The 18,233-nt window shown below is 43.0% G+C and carries 17 protein-coding genes; 6 read left to right on the top strand and 11 right to left on the bottom strand.

Annotated elements, in window-relative coordinates:
* From ACXAGK_RS11400 to ACXAGK_RS11390, 3 genes are all read right to left on the bottom strand, one after another.
* On the bottom strand, nucleotides 1-1,074 hold the full coding sequence (locus ACXAGK_RS11400; RefSeq protein ID WP_474825569.1) for a sensor histidine kinase: 1,074 nt from the start codon (nucleotides 1,072-1,074) through the stop codon (nucleotides 1-3).
* A gap of 140 nt (nucleotides 1,075-1,214) precedes the next feature.
* Nucleotides 1,215-1,676 carry an Mpo1 family 2-hydroxy fatty acid dioxygenase gene (locus ACXAGK_RS11395; RefSeq protein WP_474856327.1) on the bottom strand — a complete coding sequence of 154 codons (462 nt, stop codon included), beginning with the start codon at nucleotides 1,674-1,676 and terminating at the stop codon, nucleotides 1,215-1,217.
* A gap of 63 nt (nucleotides 1,677-1,739) precedes the next feature.
* A complete protein-coding gene (locus tag ACXAGK_RS11390) occupies nucleotides 1,740-2,423 on the bottom strand; it encodes a PilZ domain-containing protein (RefSeq protein ID WP_474856326.1) in 684 nt (227 codons plus the stop codon).
* A 189-nt stretch (nucleotides 2,424-2,612) separates the two neighbouring features.
* Here ACXAGK_RS11390 and ACXAGK_RS11385 point away from each other — a divergent pair, with 189 nt between their 5' ends.
* Complete coding sequence (locus ACXAGK_RS11385) at nucleotides 2,613-4,457, top strand: M61 family metallopeptidase (RefSeq protein WP_474856325.1); 1,845 nt, start codon at nucleotides 2,613-2,615, stop codon at nucleotides 4,455-4,457.
* A gap of 125 nt (nucleotides 4,458-4,582) precedes the next feature.
* Here ACXAGK_RS11385 and ACXAGK_RS11380 read toward each other — a convergent pair whose 3' ends face one another.
* From ACXAGK_RS11380 to yejK, 3 genes are all read right to left on the bottom strand, one after another.
* The gene (locus ACXAGK_RS11380) at nucleotides 4,583-5,446 is read right to left on the bottom strand and encodes a M23 family metallopeptidase (protein ID WP_474856404.1); all 864 of its coding nucleotides are present in this window, start codon (nucleotides 5,444-5,446) and stop codon (nucleotides 4,583-4,585) included.
* A 139-nt stretch (nucleotides 5,447-5,585) separates the two neighbouring features.
* Nucleotides 5,586-6,461, bottom strand: a complete 876-nt coding sequence (locus ACXAGK_RS11375) for a 6-carboxytetrahydropterin synthase (protein ID WP_474856324.1) — start codon at nucleotides 6,459-6,461, stop codon at nucleotides 5,586-5,588.
* Nucleotides 6,462-6,527: 66 nt separating this feature from the next.
* Nucleotides 6,528-7,634, bottom strand: coding sequence for a nucleoid-associated protein YejK (yejK, locus tag ACXAGK_RS11370; protein ID WP_474856323.1), 1,107 nt, complete (start codon nucleotides 7,632-7,634; stop codon nucleotides 6,528-6,530).
* A gap of 160 nt (nucleotides 7,635-7,794) precedes the next feature.
* Here yejK and ACXAGK_RS11365 point away from each other — a divergent pair, with 160 nt between their 5' ends.
* Together ACXAGK_RS11365 and ACXAGK_RS11360 are read left to right on the top strand one after the other, a co-directional pair.
* Nucleotides 7,795-8,013 carry a YejL family protein gene (locus ACXAGK_RS11365; protein ID WP_179983423.1) on the top strand — a complete coding sequence of 73 codons (219 nt, stop codon included), beginning with the start codon at nucleotides 7,795-7,797 and terminating at the stop codon, nucleotides 8,011-8,013.
* Between the two features lie 8 nt (nucleotides 8,014-8,021).
* Nucleotides 8,022-9,548: a DUF3413 domain-containing protein gene (locus ACXAGK_RS11360; RefSeq protein ID WP_474806800.1), complete on the top strand. Its 1,527-nt coding sequence runs from the start codon at nucleotides 8,022-8,024 to the stop codon at nucleotides 9,546-9,548.
* 101 nt (nucleotides 9,549-9,649) lie between these two features.
* Here the strand turns inward: ACXAGK_RS11360 and gmhB are convergent, their stop codons facing one another.
* The 4 genes from gmhB to ACXAGK_RS11340 all read right to left on the bottom strand — a co-directional run bounded on the left by gmhB (nucleotide 9,650) and on the right by ACXAGK_RS11340 (nucleotide 13,652).
* The gene (gene gmhB / locus ACXAGK_RS11355) at nucleotides 9,650-10,210 is read right to left on the bottom strand and encodes a D-glycero-beta-D-manno-heptose 1,7-bisphosphate 7-phosphatase (protein ID WP_474856322.1); all 561 of its coding nucleotides are present in this window, start codon (nucleotides 10,208-10,210) and stop codon (nucleotides 9,650-9,652) included.
* Nucleotides 10,197-11,087, bottom strand: coding sequence for a putative RNA methyltransferase (locus ACXAGK_RS11350; protein WP_474856321.1), 891 nt, complete (start codon nucleotides 11,085-11,087; stop codon nucleotides 10,197-10,199). The genes gmhB and ACXAGK_RS11350 overlap by 14 nt, the downstream gene beginning before the upstream one ends.
* Nucleotides 11,088-11,305: 218 nt before the next feature.
* Nucleotides 11,306-12,436 (bottom strand): enoyl-CoA hydratase/isomerase family protein, encoded by a 1,131-nt coding sequence (locus tag ACXAGK_RS11345; RefSeq protein WP_474856403.1) that lies wholly within the window; start codon nucleotides 12,434-12,436, stop codon nucleotides 11,306-11,308.
* A 61-nt stretch (nucleotides 12,437-12,497) separates the two neighbouring features.
* Nucleotides 12,498-13,652 (bottom strand): acyl-CoA dehydrogenase family protein, encoded by a 1,155-nt coding sequence (locus ACXAGK_RS11340; protein WP_474856320.1) that lies wholly within the window; start codon nucleotides 13,650-13,652, stop codon nucleotides 12,498-12,500.
* Between the two features lie 229 nt (nucleotides 13,653-13,881).
* Here ACXAGK_RS11340 and ACXAGK_RS11335 point away from each other — a divergent pair, with 229 nt between their 5' ends.
* Nucleotides 13,882-15,492: a response regulator gene (locus tag ACXAGK_RS11335; RefSeq protein ID WP_474856319.1), complete on the top strand. Its 1,611-nt coding sequence runs from the start codon at nucleotides 13,882-13,884 to the stop codon at nucleotides 15,490-15,492.
* Between the two features lie 55 nt (nucleotides 15,493-15,547).
* Here the strand turns inward: ACXAGK_RS11335 and ACXAGK_RS11330 are convergent, their stop codons facing one another.
* A complete protein-coding gene (locus ACXAGK_RS11330; protein ID WP_474856318.1) occupies nucleotides 15,548-16,417 on the bottom strand; it encodes an NAD(P)-dependent oxidoreductase in 870 nt (289 codons plus the stop codon).
* A gap of 88 nt (nucleotides 16,418-16,505) precedes the next feature.
* Here ACXAGK_RS11330 and ACXAGK_RS11325 point away from each other — a divergent pair, with 88 nt between their 5' ends.
* A complete protein-coding gene (locus ACXAGK_RS11325) occupies nucleotides 16,506-16,988 on the top strand; it encodes a glutathione peroxidase (RefSeq protein ID WP_474856317.1) in 483 nt (160 codons plus the stop codon).
* 199 nt (nucleotides 16,989-17,187) lie between these two features.
* Nucleotides 17,188-18,183: a 2-hydroxyacid dehydrogenase gene (locus ACXAGK_RS11320; RefSeq protein WP_474856316.1), complete on the top strand. Its 996-nt coding sequence runs from the start codon at nucleotides 17,188-17,190 to the stop codon at nucleotides 18,181-18,183.
* The last annotated feature ends 50 nt before the right edge of the window (nucleotides 18,184-18,233 follow it).

The following is an 18,233-nucleotide window of genomic DNA, read 5'->3' as shown; positions in this document are numbered from 1 at the left end:
TTATACGTCCTTAACTTCATACGGTATGCGAATTCTAACCCGCACACCGGAAGGCTGATTGTGTTCTATAGAGAATGCAAAATTACGATGATAAAGGGATTGCAAACGCTCTTTTATATTGGCTAAGCCCACACCGTTTTCACGGCTAAGGTTTCCATCTTTGATATCTGCACCTGGGCCGTTATCAGCCACGTCCATCAATAAATCATTACCAAACGTACGTGCCGTTATGGAAATACGACCACCATTTTCCATCTTAGATATGGCATGCTTTATTGAATTTTCAATAATTGGCTGCAAGATCATACTAGGTACAAGAGCACTTTCGCAGCCTTCATCAATATCCCACTGTACATCCAACCTATCATCAAAACGCACTTTTTCTATTTCAAGATAAAGTCTTAACGCCTTTATCTCTTGACCTAATGGGACGCGTTTTATCGGGTCATTATCTAGCGAGTAGCGCAAGAAATCACTCAAGCGCGAGACCATAGCCTCCGCCGTATCATTTTCTTTCAAAAGGATAAGGGTAGAAATAGCGTTCAGCGTATTAAAAAGGAAATGCGGGTTAAGCTGGTAGCGAAGCATTTTGATATGCGCCTGGTGGGCCATGGTGCTGGCTTTTAGCGCATTTTGCTTTTCTTTTTGCAGCATCTGAAAGTTTTTGATGCCGAAGTACACACCACTCCAGCAGCCGACCATTATCAGTGAGTTAATGGTGTTGGTGAAATACATATACCATTCATCTGGACGATATCCGTGTTTATATATTTCCCAGTAGTTAATGTTTTTCACTACTGCCCATAATAACGCTATTAGATAACATGACACTATCACTATTATGATCATGTTTAGCGGCGATTGTTTCCTTGCCCAACGATAAACGTAGCGCAGTGGAATAGTTAACAACCACCCTGCATAGGCGTTTAGCATGATTATAAAAACCCAAATGGGCCTTACATCATGAAGAAACGAACCGATGTAATAAATTATCGCAAACCCTGCCCAGCCTGCGCTGTGCAACGTCCAAAATAAACGCTCATTACTTTCTATTACACGCTGAAAGCGACTCACAATATTACCAATTTAAAAACTAATATGAAGATTATACGCCAGCGCTGCTGGGACCCAAGCGGCTTGGTCGTACACCTTATGCTTCTGGTCGCAGGGCAAATGTTTGAAATTAAGCATTTTTCAATAGAACGTTGCTTATATTAATAGCTTATGTTCATTCTCTTAAGCCAGTGAACCCACCACCAGGCGGGGCCAACTAACAGAAAACGTAGATCTTCGAAGAACGATGGTTTTTTGCCTTCTATATGGTGCCCAATAAACTGCAATACCCACATGACGACAAACAAAACTAAAGAGAAAAACCATACTGAGATATTAAAGTGCTCTAACGTATTAACGGCGCCAAAGCATAATATGGTGAGCAGTGTCATTGCTGCACCTATTGGCCCAGACAACATGAAGTAATAATAGAGCACGGGGACTGCAATAATGTGTGCCCAGGTTATATCAAACTGGGCAATAAAATCCGGTACCGGCAAGCTCCAAAGCAAGCCAATAGAAACGAAGTAAATACTTGGTACGGCGATAGCGTGAATGATAACGTTCGTTTTGTTTTGATGGCTTTCGCCATACTGCATTAAAAGCCGCTCAATGCTTCTCATACCTGCCCCTTTGCCTGTTTTTAATAATTATCTAAATCGCCCCGAAACATGTTTAACGAACCACTAGGTCAACAATGTATGTCGGGACAACAGCGTTTTTATCAGTTTTTCATCACAGGTAAAGGCGAGCCCATAATAAACCATATCGCTTTCATGCTTATGGTTTTTAACCCTTGCTGTGAGGGCTACTTCTTTACCGTCTAACGAATAGTTTAGCCGAACTTCGGCTTCATCAAGCATTACAGGCCAATTTGGCTTGACTTGGAGTGCAACTTTGCATCCTTTTTCACTCAAATCAATGATTATACCCGTTACATTTTCATCTTCTGGATACACTTCAGACTCCAATGTTACAGATACGCCCAATTGCGCGCGCTTAACAGCGCGAAGCCCTATACTTTCGATGCGTTTAGGAAACGTTGTTATAAGTAAACCTGAAGGCTTAGCGAGCAACTTTAACACTTTTACTTTAAAGGCAATAACTTGGCCAGTATCGCCTTCGAGTACGGAACGAACGACAACCTCGTTACCTACAGTGAGTGCATCGCGAACGGTTATCCACTTGGCCGAGGTGGGGATATGAAAAAGCAAGCACTCATCTGTAAGCATGCCAATATAGTCTGTTTTTACACGCTTCGGCGCAGCAGGCATCGCAATTTGTAGGTCGACGATATCGCCAGGTACTAACGTTCGCAACGATTCCAAATTATCTTCGCTCAGTAAGTCGCTTTGTATTTTGTCAGCCATTTGTATTTGTTATTGCTGGATTTAATGTAAGTTCGTCCAATTTACGCATCAAATCAAAACTTATCAATACTATGATGGTAAACCGACTTCTATAAACGTAAAAATCTATAGGGTGGTTTCCAATCTATTGGGATTAACCTAATAGGTTGATATAGTTAAGGTATCGTTTTTTTACCCTATTGGACGTCTATGCCTTCTGCTCTTCACTATACGTTAACTATTTCAAATTGGCGTGCACACCAATTCACTGTTGCGCTACACATTCCTGAACATAACGATTCAGCGCTAACACTTACTCTTCCAAGCTGGATCCCAGGAAGCTACATGGTTCGCGACTTTGCGAAAAGCATAGTTAGGTTAAGTGCTACGTTAAGTGCTAAGTCAAGTGAGCGCCACATAGAGAAAGCTAGCGGCGAAAAGACCAATCGTATTCCCGTAACTAAGCTCGATAAACAAACGTGGCGTGTTGAAACTGACGGTAAACCTTGCACCGTTAACTACACGGTATATGCCAATGATTTGTCAATTCGCTCTGCCTTTATGAACGATCAGTACGCATTTATAAATGGTACGAGTGCGTTTTTACGCGTTTCCGGTCTTGAGCAATCAGCCTGCGAACTAGACATTGAACTCGATGATAGTGACCCATCTACCGCAAATTGGAAGGCTTACACCTCTATGCCAATTCGCAGAGAAAGTACGAGTTCGAAGCGCTGGCATTATGCCGAAAAGAATTACGATGAACTCATCGACCACCCTATTTACGTTGGTATTGCAGACACCCACAGCTTCGACGTAGACGGTATTACTTTTACGTTGCTTTTCTCTGGAAACAACAATATCGATTACCCGCGCATAGCTAGAGACCTCACACCTATTTGCAAGCATCACTTGGATTTGTTTGGTGCTCCACAACCCATAAATAATTATCTGTTTATGACTTTGCTTGCCGATAACGGCTTTGGTGGTTTAGAGCATAAGCACTCAACCGCCCTTCTTTATCCACGTTTTGATTTGCCACAGATTGGTGAAGGTGAAAACAAAACTGACAGCTACATAACTTTCTTAAGCTTGTGTAGCCATGAATTCTTTCATACATGGCATGTGAAGCGCATCAAACCTGAGGTGATGGTTAAACCTGATTTATCTCAGGAAACCTACACCAATCAGCTTTGGATTTATGAAGGCTTTACAAGCTTTTACGATGACGTAACCCTAGCAAGAGCTGGTGTTATTGAGCCTCAAAAATACCTAGATATTGTGGCTCAAAATATCAGTCGACTGTTACAAAACGCGGGGCGCTTCAAACAAAGTGCAGCTGAAAGTAGCTTTGACGCTTGGACAAAGTTTTACAAGCAGGATGCGAGCGCTACCAACAACATCGTAAGTTATTACACCAAGGGCGGCATTATTGCCCTTGGTCTAGATTTGCTGCTTCGCGAAAGGTCAAACAACCAAGTAAGCTTAGACAACGTAATGCAACTGCTGTGGAAGCACTATGGTATTGACGAGTGTGGCACGCCTGATAGCGTGATTCAGACACTTTGCGATACCCATTTTGGCATTGATGTTTCAGACTATTTAGACCGTGTTGTTTATGGCACAGACGATGTTGAATTAGCTTCACTGGTTTCTGACATGGGCGTTAGTTACAAAAACCGTGCACGTGTGTCAGCTGAAGATAAAGGCGGGGTTTCACAGCATCCTTCAATCAAGAACCAGCTTGGCGCCACGTTAAAAGCCGCAACGTTTGGACTTTCGGTAGTTCAGGTATTTGAAGGTCTTGCCGCGATGAAGGCAGGTATTCTTCTTAACGATGTGATAATTGCTCTAGACGGCCATATTGTTAATGCTCAAAAGCTACAACGCTTATTGGATAACGCGCAGACATCGACGGTAGACATAACGCTTATCCGCGATGGGCGACTTTTAACCCTGCCTCTTGAAGTCACTCGGGCTAGACAGGAAATGGCGTACTTTGAAATTACCGATGAAGAGAAACTTAATCAGTGGTTAGGTAAATCCAATAAGTGATTAGGTAAATAAGGCAACGCATAATTACTTAAAAGATCACTAAAAAAAAGACTAAAAAGGCGCCTTCGGGTTCTACCTGAAAGCGCCTTTCCTATGTTGCTTTAATCACTGAAATCTATGCGCTTTTACTGTTCGGGAGAACCAGAGGTTATAGTCTGCGGATCTAATCGAGTTTTCCCTAAGTTAATGCGCCAGTCTAAATGCGGGCCGGTGGAGCGGCCAGTTGATCCAATCGTACCGATTTGTTCACCTTGCTTGACGGTATCGCCTACCTCAACTGTGAAGCTATCCATATGCAAAAACGTTGAAAAAACACGCATACCGTGGTCTAGAATTAAGGTGTTACCTGAATAATAGAGATCATCTGCCATGGTAACCACGCCATCCACAGGCGCATATACGGGAGTGCCTGTTTCGTTAGCGATATCTACGCCGTAATGGGGCCATTTCGGCACACCATTTAATATGCGTTGGCTGCCATACACGCCCGATATTCTACCTTTAGCTGGCCACTCAAAACGGGTGAACAACGCGTCTAAATCGCTATTTCCGCTGCGCGCTTTGCCAACGTTGATGTTATCTCGTTTTATCCGTGCAGTTACCTCAGCAGGCGGCGTAACCATTTTCTGCTCTAAACCATCAATGCGCTGAATATTGTACTCACGCTTTTCAAGGGTGATGTCGCGTTTCCACGTTTTACCATTATCTAGCGTAACTATTAAACGTTGCTGAAGAGGTGCTTCTCTTTCAAAACCCACAACAAATTTGCCGTCCTTGTTTGTCTGCACTGGCTCGCCATTAAGAGTGACCGTAGCGTCTACTGGTGCCTGACCACGTAACAAGGCGCCTTGGGTAAATTTACCATTTAGCGAAACTTCAATCGGGTTTTTATCTTGGGCTGGGTCAGACGATATTTCAGTATCATCATTCGTAGCGATTGCCGCAGTCGCAACAGGGCTTATGATAGGACCTGTGATAACAACACCCATTGCAAAAATACACGTTAATGCACTTGATGCCCTATTACCCAACGCTTTTTTTATCACGCTGATTATTGGGTTAGTTAACGTGCCTTTAGTATGTGTGGTAGCCATATTATGCCCTGTCCTTTACTGCTTTCTGCTAACGCTAGCCTTTAACCGTAGCGCCTTTACCCACGCCTTCATAGGCAATTACTTGGCAAACTCCATCAGGCGTGCGCTTCCTTTGTTCTTCAAGAAGATACTGAGCTAAACACTCAACCGTCGAGTCGGTCTCGATGACTTCACAATCTGATTTAGGAATAAGTAGTTCAAAATAACCCTGTGAAGATTCATAAGCAAAACAGTAGTAGTCTTCAGCATTTAATACTTCGCCTTTAAGCTTTCTGTCGCTATAGGCTATTTCATCTTCACGGGTTGCGATATAAATGTCTGCCCAACGGTCTGCCCAATATTGCTGACTTTCCGTGCTCACTTTACCGTCAAGGATAATATCAATGCGAGAACGGTGTCCGTGAGCTATGCGCTGACAGTTACCATCGTGCTTCTTAAGTCCGTGAGTGTAGTGATAGAACGGTGAGTTGATAATTTCTTCGCGTAGATGCAGCGTTATATTCTCAACGTTTTCAGGTAGGTGTGTTGCCAACACTTCTTTTAAGTAAACGCCGACAGACTCCATGTTTATTTCATCTGAATAAACGAATGCATAGGCTTCCGCTGGACAATGTAGCATGATGCTACGCCCATCGGTGCAGGTAAAGCGGGTCTCTACCTGTTCGGTAACGTCATCGTGAATAACCTCTGAACCGCTATATTCCGCGGGTACTAAAAGCTTATGATCGACATATTCGTCAATAAGTCGCTTTAGGTTCTTTTTCACGTGACCGAAGTCTTGGACCATGCTCTCTTCATTAAGCTCACCGTCCAAAATCACATCGACAATCCAGCTTTCACCTACCATGCCGCGCTTCGGGCAAAGGTAAGAGAAGTCCATTACTGTCAAATCATTTACAAATAATTGCATAACACCCTTGAATCGAGTTGATATTCTATTAACTAGTATACGTTTTTTATCTTCGCTTCGCAGCGACTAGTCCATTGAAGATTGGCGATTAAGCTGATCTTTTAAATTAGGTGGAATTCCACGAATAGTTAGAGTATCGGTAGCCGGGTCATAAAACACTCTGTCGCCCATTAGCTTACGTTCAAAACTTAGCGATACCCCGCCACCCTGACCGGTAAATTTCGCCAGCTGTTTTAACGCAGCTGGGTCGGGCTGAATCTCTTTTTCAAGCGGTGCTTCCATAGACTGAGTAAAGGCAGAAAAGTTGCTGCTAGTCTCTTCGTTTTGAGGAAGTCGATTTGCCAGTTCATCCACCGACAGACTTTCACCCGCATCAATCTTTTCTTTGAAGTACGACTTAACTTCTTCTCTGTGTTGATGCTGCTCTTGCGGATCTAAAGACTCACTAGCTAGGTACGCATCCACAGTAGAAATTAACTGCTTGTTCTGTTGCTTAACATCAACCAGCTCTTCACAGCCCACAAACTGCATGAAGAAATCAGATACTTTGCGACCCATTCTACCTTTTATGAAGCTAACGTAACGCTGATGCTCTGGCTGAATATCCCACTGGGTTAAATCAAAACGCACGGCCAGCTGCATTTTAGCTAAATCTAAATGTTCGCGGGCAGACAGGTCTAATGAATTAGTCACCTCAACATGTGAACGAGTATTTAGTAGCGCTATCATTAAATACTGTGTGGCTAGGTATTCATACTGGCAGAAAATAAGAAAGCCAGTTTCTACCGTACCTGTATCAGCTAAAGTACGTACTAAGCGGTTTGTCGCCGATACAGAAAACCCGTGAAACGCGTCTTCTACGTTGTCGCCCGCTGCTTTTTGAATATCCATGTACTGCCTGAGGCGTTCGGCGAACTCAGCCACATTCTCGGTGCTTTTTTGTGTAGTCGCTTCGCCTTCTTCGTTTTCCACTTTTGCTTCGCGAGTAACTTCTGTTACAAAATGCCCTACGCCTTTTCCGGGTTTAGCATTGAAGCTATGGTTTATTTGATGGGCTAAAAGCTCAATTTCCGGGGTTACTGCCAAGCAGTTATCACGGGGAATTGCTTCAATTTTCTCTTCTTTGTTTACAATCAAGCGATGTACAACAAAGTGATGAATCAGTGCACTCATAGAGTATCTGGTGTCCTGTTGCTTAAAAAGTGTCAGAAATATTCAAAGAATTGCGGGATTTTAGAATGAATGATTGTACTCACTCAAACAACGATTATAATCATTTTACGTTTAAAACCATTCTTTTTATCAAAGATAATCATAAAAAAGAGGCGTAGCAATGCCCCAACAGAGCCGCTATAGCAACGACGAATTCGAAACGCTAATGAATAACGTTATTCTAACCCTAGAAGAAGGCGGTGCAAACCGCGATCTTTCACTTATGGTGTTAGGCAACGTCATTACACATATTTTAAATACTCAGGTTGCTCCTGAAAATCGCGAAGCCATGGCAGCACAGTTTGCCGATGTACTTAAGAAAAGCGTAACAAAAAGCTAAGGGATTGCATGATACTTGCCGAATCACCTCGTCGCCAGCGCGTTACTAAACTGGTAAATTGGGGGCACTGGTTTGCCCTGGCGAATATTATCATCGCCATTGTTATTGCCTCGATTTTTGTTTTCTCATCACCTATGCCAGGCACAGGTGTCGGCACCGTGTACCTTTTAGCCAATTGGTTTGGCCATATTGGGTTTATGACCTTTTTTGGCTTTGTCATTTTTGTTCTCCCACTTTGTTATTTGGTTAATAACCCGAGAGTGATTAAAGCTAGCGCATCCATTATTGCTGCGGTGGGCTTAGCACTTTTAGCGTTTGATGCTTTATTGTTCAACCGCACAGGGTTTCACATTAGCTTTCATGCTGCAGACTTACTGCGCAGCGAAGCACAATCCACAATGGCTATAGAGAGCTGGCAGCAGTGGGCCTTCTTGTTCCTTCTGTTCATTGTTTGGCTTGGTTTCCAGCTAGTTTTAGCTAATGCGATATGGAAGCGTGTTGAGCGTTTCACTCGCTATAAAGTGGGCATACCTGTTACAACATTTTTCGTAAGTTGTTTTGTAACCAGTCATGCTATTCATGTGTGGGCTGATGCCAAGCTTTATCAACCTATTATTGCCCAAGACAACATGTTTCCGCTTTCCTACCCTGCTACAGCTAAAACCACCATGTCGCGCTACGGTTTGCTTGACTTAGCGGCCTATGAAGAGCGAAAGCAACTGCAATTTAACCCTGATATTCACAATATCACTTATCCTGCTGAACCAGTTTATTGCTCTATTGAGACCAACAGAAATCTTACCGTAGTCGTTCAGGTAGATAATGATAACGCTGTTGACTTAAGTGGTATTGAAGGCGTGTCGTTAAATACCCTTGCCAATTATTATTCCACGGCCAGCAGTGTTGAAGGTTTAATGACGGCAACCTTATTTGGTGTACCGGAAATTTATCAGGATGCCTTGTCTCAAAAGCGCCCTGTGCTATTGGCCTTGCCTTTAGGCTCGGGTATGCCGGTATCGATACATAGCGATGTCGCACTACCTCTTCCTCAATTGTCTGGCTATTTACAGCCTTTAAGTAATAACCATGAAGGGCTGCACATTACCTTTATGAAAGGTTCGGATATCAGAGGCTATGTTGAAAATACGATTGATAGAAAACATGATGTATTAATAGCAACAGGCTTTGGCAGTGAAAACGGTAAGGGTACGCTTTACAGCACGCTAGATATCAAAGGTAAATTAGCGAGCACTGAAGATTTGGCTCCCACTATATTAAATGCCTTGGGTTGTAACGCACCGTCAACTTTCTATTCAACTGGGCAAAACTTATTGGCACCATCGCGCCCTTGGTTAGTAAGTACATCAGGCGAGCGAATCGTAGTATTTCATGGAAATAAACGGACAGACGTTCTAAGTAATGGTAGCTATGAAATCAGCGATTTAACTTCCGGCAAACGCAGTAAAGACGCTTTGAACATTGACTTGCTCAGTCAAGCCATAAAGCATTTATCCCGCTTTTCCACACAAAACTAGTCAGAACTAGCGCTTCTTTGTCGCAGCGATAGGCCAATCTATCGCTGCAACCCATTTTACTTTTTTCTATTAGTAATAAAGACTTAAGAGGTTACGCATAACTATTTTACTATTTCAGATAAGCTAGCAACGCGAGATACACGGTGAGAAGAGCTAAGCTTACTCAACTGCTCATCTGTTATAAGTTTATGTGACAAATAGAAGCTTTCCGTTAGACCCGCAGCATTAGCAGCCTCTATATCTCGCCAGCTATCGCCAATGAGTATGCTGTTCACTAAGTCGATATCAAGTTCTTTAGCAGCTTGGTGCAACATGCCTGGCAATGGTTTTCTGCACTGGCACTCGATAGCAAACTTTTTTACGCTACCCTGGGTGTGGTGAGGGCAATAGTAAACAGGAATATGTTTTACATCGTGAGAAGCGAAATCTTTTTGTACCCGCTCCATTAACCTATGAAAATCTTTTTCAGTGTAATAGCCTCGCGCTATTCCACTTTGATTTGTGACGATTACAGGTAGGTAATCTTCATTTTGAAACTTGCGCACGACGTCGAAGATCCCTTCTACATATTCAAAATTTTCATATTTACCTACGTAACCATGGTCAACGTTAATAACACCGTCTCGGTCTAAAAACAGCGCTTTTTGTTTATGGCTGGACATCTACTTTCTCATCACTAACAGCCGCGCCCTTTTTCCAAATTTGAATATGAAAGTCTGCGGTTACTTTTTCTAACGACGCTACAATAGACTCAATTTTACCGTGTGGTAACTTCCAATAAAAAGGCGTCATCTTTATAAGCGCTATCTTGTGATCTTCACTTTCAAAATTGATGGAAAATGAAAAACATTCGTTATAGATACGAGTAAACCTGTTTCTAGGCCCCTCATCAATTTGATGTCTTCTAGGTGTGTCGTAGACTTGCTGTTTAAGCTCAAACAGATGGTTAGGCGCAGGGTCTACAGTTAAAAGTAGCCCTTCACTTTTCATTACCCTTTCATACTCGTCGTTGCTTCCCGGCGCAAAGACCTGTATCACTAAATCTTGAGTAGATTTTTCAAGGGGTAGATCAAAGCTGCTTGCTACAACAAACTGAGCATGTTTATAAGCCTTAGCAGCTAACTCCACGGCTATTTTAGATATATCACTGCCCGCAGCCTCAATAGAGAAACCTTTAAGCGAAAGACCCTGAACCATTGCATCTAAATAACTTCCTTCGCCGCAACCAGCGTCGTAAATAGAGAGACTTTGTTTAGATGCGTACTCTGCCAATCTTTTTTCTTTGCTCGACTCAGCAATTAAGCCCCCTACCAGCTCGATTAACCTATCTTTCAGCGGTTGGTAGGTGTTTAATTGATGAAACTCTCTTCGGGCTTTCACCATGTCCTTATCGTCACCCGGAAGTTTCGACTTCTTAAACTGAACCGGTAATAAGTTAACATAGCCAGATTTTGCTTTATCGAAGCTATGATTATTTTCACAGCGGATTGGCGTTGAATTTAATGAAATAGGTGATTTACAAAGTGGGCAGTGCCACATGACAGGATCTTTATTATTGTGGATTTGCAGTAAAGGATATCAAAACCGACACCTTTACGGCAATAACAGCGCAAAATAACGGTAGTAAAGGTAGAAAGGTAGAAAGGTACAAAGGAAATTAAGCCCAACGTTATCAGTGATGATTACGCTGGGCACGCTGACTAAATTTATGCCTATTTGTTACAAATACCTTTGCTACATTCAATTAAAAAAGTATTTTATAACCCTGATAAGGGGTGCTTATTTTCGGGCCATGGAGAGGTAAAGAAATGCTCTACCACATCGTGAGGAACATCTTCTACGCTTTCGAATTTCCATTTAGGCGACATATCTTTGTCAATCAACAGAGCCCTAACGCCCTCCTGAAACTCACCACTTTCACCGCAGCGACATGACATATTAGCTTCCATTCTAAAGCAATCAGCGAGAGTCATAGTTGCCCCTCTTTTACACTGTTCATAAACTAAATGCATAGTTATCGGAGAGCCTTTCGCCAATGTACTTTGTGCTCGAGACAACCATTTATCTTGGCTCATATCGGCGCCAAGAATTGCATTAACTACGTCAGTGACATTATCAGCTGCACACAAGTCATTAATGAGTGCTATGTTAGGCTCTACATTGCTGCTAGGCGCAGAATCCGGTGCCTTTAAAGATTCAAGAATAGAGGTTACAGAATCACTAAGACGTTTACTTTCTATCTCATCCCATGAATAGTTCGAAAGCTTTTGTAACAACATCTCTTTTTCTGAGCTAGCTACTAGCGCATCCGCTAGGCCTACAAAACGGGCGTCGGAAGCATTCATCTGCCCGCCTGTTAAGCCTAAGAACAAGCCTGATTTTCCAGGTAGACGGGGAAGGAAATAGCTTCCTCCTACGTCAGGGTATAATCCGATAGTAATTTCAGGCATAGCTAATCGCGACGTTTCGGTTACAACGCGATGGCTAGCACCACATAGCAGCCCCATACCGCCGCCCATCACAATGCCGCTTCCCCACACTACAATGGGTTTGCTGTAGTTGTGAATGGTGTAATCCAAAGTATATTCGGTTTCAAAAAACGTTTCCAAGAACGATGGAATTTGCCCTTGCGCTTCCACCATCGACTTGTACATAGATACGATGTCGCCACCAGCGCAAAACGCTTTATCACCAGCAGCATCAATGACTACAGCTACAACATCACTACGCAACTGCCACTGTTGAAGTGCTTTTAGCATGATTTCTGCCATCGCTAAGTCCAGCGCATTCAGTGCTTTTGGCTTATTAAGCGTTAAACGTCCTATCGTTAAGTCACCGTTCGATGTTTTTAACTCGTCTACAATGACTACTGACTCCGCATCTGTCATATTCGCTTTCTCCATTGATTGTGCCTTGTAACGCATTTTTTCTAACTGAGCTGCAACCGCGTTAAAGAACGCTTCGCTCATCAGAAAGTAGGCGGCGCCCAATAATCACGCGCATAATTTCGTTGGTTCCTTCAAGTATTTGATGAACACGAACATCTCTAAAATGACGCTCTAGTGGATACTCTTTAATATAACCGTATCCGCCGTGTAATTGGAGCGCATCGTTACACACATTGAAACCTACGTCTGTTGCAAAGCGTTTAGCCATAGCGCAGTAAGTCGTTTTATCCGCGTCATTGTTGTCCAATTTGCACGCTGCCATACGTACCATCTGTCTAGCTGCAACTAACTCAGTCGCCATATCTGCTAACTTAAATTGTAGAGCTTGGAAGCCTGCAATAGGTTTACCAAACTGCTCGCGCTCATTCATATAATCACGAGCTACGTTTAGCGCTTGCTGTGCTGTGCCTACTGAACAAGTAGCGATATTTATTCTGCCGCCATCAAGCCCTTGCATGGCCATTTTAAAGCCTTGACCTTCTTCACCAAGCATCCAGCTATTATCGAGCTTTACATTGTCAAAAGTAATCATACGAGTGGGCTGGGCATTCCACCCCATTTTCTCTTCTGCTTTTCCGTATTCAATGCCATCTGCGTTAGCTGGGACTGCAAATGCAGATACGCCTTTAGGGCCATCCTCGCCAGTACGGGCCATGACTACGAGAACATCTGTACTTCCTGCTCCAGAGATGAACACTTTAGAGCCATTTAGTACATATCCATCGTCAGTTTTAGTTGCTCTAGTCTTTAGTGAAGCAGCATCAGATCCAGCGCCAGGCTCTGTTAAGCAATAAGAGGCAAGTTTGTCACCTGTGACTAATTGCTCACACCACATATCCTTAACTTCACTGGTACCCCATGTCGCTATCATCCACGTGGCCATGTTGTGAATAGTTAACATGGCTGTAGTTGTAGTACACCCCATTGAAAGCTGTTCGAAGATAATTGAAGAATCGAGCCTTGACAGCCCAAGGCCACCCGCACTTTCAGGGGCATACAAGCCACAAAATCCTAACTCACCGGCTTTCTTAATTGCCTCTACGGGGAAATGGTGCTCTCTATCCCACATCGCAGCATTGGGTGCCAATTCTTGTTGCGCAAATTGGCGGGCGGTTTCTTCAAAGGCTAATTGGTCATCGGTTAATTCAAAGTTCATTAGACATACCTTCAACTGAGTTGCTTTCTACACACAATAACCAATACCTACCCCTTACGTAAACGTAAAGGTAAATATTTATTTAAATATATGGATGTATAACGTAAATATTTTGTGACGAGATAATAATTTTGATTCTGAGACTAATACTGGTAGTCAAAACTTATCCTTTTTAATAATGCACTTTTTCCCAGCCGCTGATAAGCTAGCTTTAGTTTAAAGTATTCATATGAACACCGTGGAATTTAGAATAGCCATAGTAGAAGACAATGCGACCGCTCGAACCGCGCTTCGAGGCCACCTCATGTCTATTGCAAATTTATCGGTGAGTAGCTTTGCATCTGGCGTTGAATTGAAAGCGGCACTTAAAAAACAGAACTTTGAACTGTTATTAATGGACTACCACCTTGGTCAGGGCAAAACTGGTGTCGAGTGGGTGCAAAATTTAAGAGAAGCCGGGTTTATTAGGCCGAGTACAGGAATCATCTTTCTTACCTCGGACCGGTCACCTCAAATAATCGGTCGGATCATGGATCTTCAACCCGACGTTTTACTCATCAAACCTTACACTATTGCCTCACTAACCCGCCAAATTAAGCACTATTTGACATACCGAGATTTTGTTAAAAACGTTTTGCATTCGCTAGACAATAAACAATTAGAAAGGGCTATCAGTGTCGTACGCGCTAAAATTTCAGAAGGTATCCCCCCTCGCCTTGTAGCGGATATACGAAAACTTTATGCGCGGCTTCTTTATGAAAACGGTGATATCCAAAGGGCTTTGAGTATTTATGATGATGTGCTCACCCGCAGCGACAAAGTGCTGTGGGCGCAATGGGGCAAAGTTAAATGCCAGTATGCGTCTGGGCAATGGCCACACTGCAAAAGCCATCTAAGCCAAATGGTAAATTCAAGCCTGGCACGGGATAAGGCATTTGAATGGCTAGCTTCTATTTCCTTTGAGCAGAATTCTTACGAGCAGGTAGAAAAGTACCTTAACGAAATAAAGTTCAGTGAATTGAGTTTGCCCGCCGCCAAACTTAAAACTTTAGCGTATCAAAAACAGGACAAAGTTGTTGAAGCTATAGACCTTTTGCAAAAAAAACGTGCGATGCACCGCAGTGCTAAAGACAGGTTTAATGACTTCACCTTTGAATTGGCAGAGTTTTATTTGTTTTTGGCAGAAGAATCACCTGAAACCAACAGAGAAGAAAGCTTATCTCAGGCTAGAAAACTAGTAGGTATTGCGGGTAGAAGCCAGGGAGATCCACAAACATTACAAAAAAGGGATTACCTTTTGGCATTTTCAGCCGTGTTAGATGGCGATTTAGAAAAAGCTGCCCACCTACTAGAAGGTGACCATATCGATAATTACCTGCGTACCGAGCCATCTGTCTTGGTGATTGCTGCAAAGGTTCATCACGGGCTTGGCGATGAACGTAAGGCAGGTGAATTGTTGTTAATGGCGAAGCAGAAAAATGCTGAGCTACAGGCCATTTCAGAACAAGTGATGAACGACGAGTTAATTTTCACTGGTGGTGAACGATTGGGGCTAAACCACGAACAGGCTGTTTCTATTAATGAAACTGGCACCCAACTGTTTATAGAAGGAATGTTTGATAAAGCAATGAAGCATTTCTACGACGCATTTCAGCTCTCGCCAGATACCGCAGCTTTTGGATTAAACCTGCTTCAATGCATGATTGAAGCAGATACCGGTGTATACCGTAAATTTAACATCAAGGTTTTACTTGAAAAAATCACATCATTGCCGCTGAACGAGACAAATAAGACCCGTTTAGAACAGCTTACTTTGTCCGCACAAGAGCAAGCACTTTAGTATATTTAAAGTGCTAATGCCTTTCTACATTACATCAAATTGTGCTCAAACGAGACTACTTCAAACGAGTAAGTAAGCTGGACGTGTCCCAACGGCCACCACCAAGTTTCTGTACATCAGCATAGTATTGGTCCACAAGGGCGGTGAGCGCTAAGGTAGATCCATTTTTACGCGCTTCATCAAGCGCTATGTTTAGGTCTTTACGCATCCAATCTACAGCGAAGCCAAAATCAAAACTGTTATTTAACATGGTGCTGGCTCTGTTTTCCATCTGCCAAGACTGCGCAGCGCCTTTGCTTATAACATCAATGACTGCGTTACAGTCTAGTTCAGCCCGCTGCCCGAAGTGAAGCGCCTCAGCTAGACCCTGTACAATGCCTGCGATACAAATCTGATTCATCATTTTTGCTAGCTGACCGCTGCCGCTTTTACCCAGCAACTGACTATGGCGAGCATAATGTGCCATTACTGGCTCTATTTGAGCGAAAACCGCTTCATCACCGCCAACCATGATAGTCAGTTGACCATTTTCAGCCCCAGCCTGCCCTCCAGAAACTGGCGCATCTAAAAATCCAATTTGTTTATCGTTACAGCTTGCGTAAAGCTCTCTGGCTACATCTGCTGATGCGGTTGTGTGATCGACCAGCACGCTACCTGCTTTCATTATTTCCAGTGCTTGTGTACCAACATCTCTTACATCATTGTCATTTCCTACGCACATAAAAACGATATCTGCGTCTTTAACGGCTTCGGCCACCGATTCACACGCACTAGCAACAGCGCTGCCATAGGCGGCTAGCCAATCCTGTGCCTTTTTCGCCGTGCGGTTATATACAGTAACAGAATAACCCGCTTTGCTAAGGTGCCCTGCCATAGGAAACCCCATTACACCCAAGCCCAAAAAACTCACTTTCAAATTACTCATACAGAATATACTCTAGATACCAAATAAATAGGTTTGCATTACCTAAGAGTAACAGACTTAACAAAAACAAAAACATAGGAATTCGAATTTGGAACTCTACACTCACCCTATTACGCTGAATAACGGCGAGCAAACTACACTTGAGCAATACAAGGGGAAAGTACTGCTTATTGTTAATACTGCCAGTAAATGCGGCTTTACACCTCAATACGAAGGGCTTGAAGCGCTTTATAGGAAACATAAAGACCGGGGGTTTGAAGTGCTAGGGTTTCCATGCGACCAATTTGGCCATCAAGAACCTGGAAGTGATAGCGATATTGCACAATTTTGCAGCCTCAATTTTGGCGTTTCATTTCCACTTTTTAAAAAGACAAATGTAAATGGGCCCGATGCAAACCCTCTTTTTGAGGCTTTAAAACAAGACGCACCCGGGCTACTGGGAACCAAACGTATTAAATGGAATTTCACAAAGTTCTTGGTCAATGCTGAAGGTAAAGTACTAAAACGCTACGCGCCTACCGTAAAGCCAGAAGCTATTGAAAAAGAAATTGTTAAACTTTTAGGGGCGTAAACCCTACCCCCTAACTTGAGTGCAACTGAAATGCCCTAGGTTGACTAGCGCTACTATTATTTTGTTGATCTGTGTCTACACAGTTCAAATAGTAGCGTGCTAATTTATTGCGCATTGTTGGCACTATATAGTGCATTAGCAGTTGGGTAGTAAAGCGAAAACTACGCCAAATGAAAATACGTACACGTGTGGAAATACTATGCAAAATAATCATATTGCCTTTTTTAGTACTCGCCCCTATGAGCAAGTGGTATTTTCACAGCTATTAGAAAACCACAATAGCGCCAATAGCCAAAGCATTAAGAGCACTTTTTTCGAACATCCACTTAACCCTTCAACTGCTACAAGCTGTAAGGGATATAGTGATGTGGTTGTCTTTGTGAACGACGATGTAAATGCTGCAACCATCAAAGTGTTAAAAGACTGTGGTGTTAAACACATCGCGCTTCGCTGTGCAGGTTACAATAATGTAGATGTTGGCGCTGCTGCTGAAGCTAACATATCAGTAAGTCGTGTGCCTGCTTATAGCCCTGAAACGGTAGCTGAACACACGCTCGCACTCATTCTTACCTTAAACCGAAAAACCCATAAAGCCTATAATCGTGTTAGAGAAAGTAACTTTAGCCTAAACGGATTGATGGGGTTCACTCTTCACGGCAAAACGGTAGGCGTTATAGGTACAGGGAAGATTGGTAAAGCCGTTATTCGCATACTTCTGGGGTTCGGGTGCAAAGTTCTTTGTTTTGACCCAAGTCAGGATGATGATGTGATCGCTATGGGAGCCCAATACGTTCCGCTAAACGAACTGTTAGAACAAAGCGTCATTGTGACGTTGCACTGCCCGCTCAACGACAAGAGTTATCATATTATCAATGCTGATAGCATAAATAATATGCCTAAGGGCGTGATGCTCATCAATACCTCTCGGGGCGGATTAGTTGATGATACCGCCATTATAAAAGGGCTTAAATCTAAACAGATAGGCTATTTGGGGTTAGATGTTTACGAAAGAGAGTCTGAACTCTTTTTCAGTGACCATTCACAGGAAATCATACAAGACGACACTTTTCAGCGTTTAACAACCTTTCCCAATGTATTGATAACGGGGCATCAGGGCTTTTTCACTTGTGAGGCATTAAATGAAATAGCGGTAACGACGCTTAACAACATCCTTACCGGTGACAACACGCTATAAGCAGCTTTCAGAATAAACGCAATTCGTCAAAGCTGCCTGTAAACTCAACC

The sequence above is a fragment of the Alteromonas sp. ABM1_013 genome, from assembly GCF_056160505.1.
This window is presented reverse-complemented; position numbering and strand designations above follow the sequence as displayed.

Coding starts and splice junctions, on each gene's coding strand:
- ACXAGK_RS11395 (WP_474856327.1), bottom strand. CDS start 1,676: ATGAGAAGCATTGAGCGGCTTTTAATGCAGTATGGCGAAAGCCATCAA.
- ACXAGK_RS11335 (WP_474856319.1), top strand. CDS start 13,882: ATGAACACCGTGGAATTTAGAATAGCCATAGTAGAAGACAATGCGACC.
- ACXAGK_RS11365 (WP_179983423.1), top strand. CDS start 7,795: ATGCCCCAACAGAGCCGCTATAGCAACGACGAATTCGAAACGCTAATG.
- yejK (WP_474856323.1), bottom strand. CDS start 7,634: ATGAGTGCACTGATTCATCACTTTGTTGTACATCGCTTGATTGTAAAC.
- ACXAGK_RS11380 (WP_474856404.1), bottom strand. CDS start 5,446: ATGGGTGTTGTTATCACAGGTCCTATCATAAGCCCTGTTGCGACTGCG.
- gmhB (WP_474856322.1), bottom strand. CDS start 10,210: ATGTCCAGCCATAAACAAAAAGCGCTGTTTTTAGACCGAGACGGTGTT.
- ACXAGK_RS11340 (WP_474856320.1), bottom strand. CDS start 13,652: ATGAACTTTGAATTAACCGATGACCAATTAGCCTTTGAAGAAACCGCC.
- ACXAGK_RS11350 (WP_474856321.1), bottom strand. CDS start 11,087: ATGTGGCACTGCCCACTTTGTAAATCACCTATTTCATTAAATTCAACG.
- ACXAGK_RS11320 (WP_474856316.1), top strand. CDS start 17,188: ATGCAAAATAATCATATTGCCTTTTTTAGTACTCGCCCCTATGAGCAA.
- ACXAGK_RS11375 (WP_474856324.1), bottom strand. CDS start 6,461: ATGCAATTATTTGTAAATGATTTGACAGTAATGGACTTCTCTTACCTT.
- ACXAGK_RS11360 (WP_474806800.1), top strand. CDS start 8,022: ATGATACTTGCCGAATCACCTCGTCGCCAGCGCGTTACTAAACTGGTA.
- ACXAGK_RS11385 (WP_474856325.1), top strand. CDS start 2,613: ATGCCTTCTGCTCTTCACTATACGTTAACTATTTCAAATTGGCGTGCA.
- ACXAGK_RS11390 (WP_474856326.1), bottom strand. CDS start 2,423: ATGGCTGACAAAATACAAAGCGACTTACTGAGCGAAGATAATTTGGAA.
- ACXAGK_RS11345 (WP_474856403.1), bottom strand. CDS start 12,436: ATGACAGATGCGGAGTCAGTAGTCATTGTAGACGAGTTAAAAACATCG.
- ACXAGK_RS11330 (WP_474856318.1), bottom strand. CDS start 16,417: ATGAGTAATTTGAAAGTGAGTTTTTTGGGCTTGGGTGTAATGGGGTTT.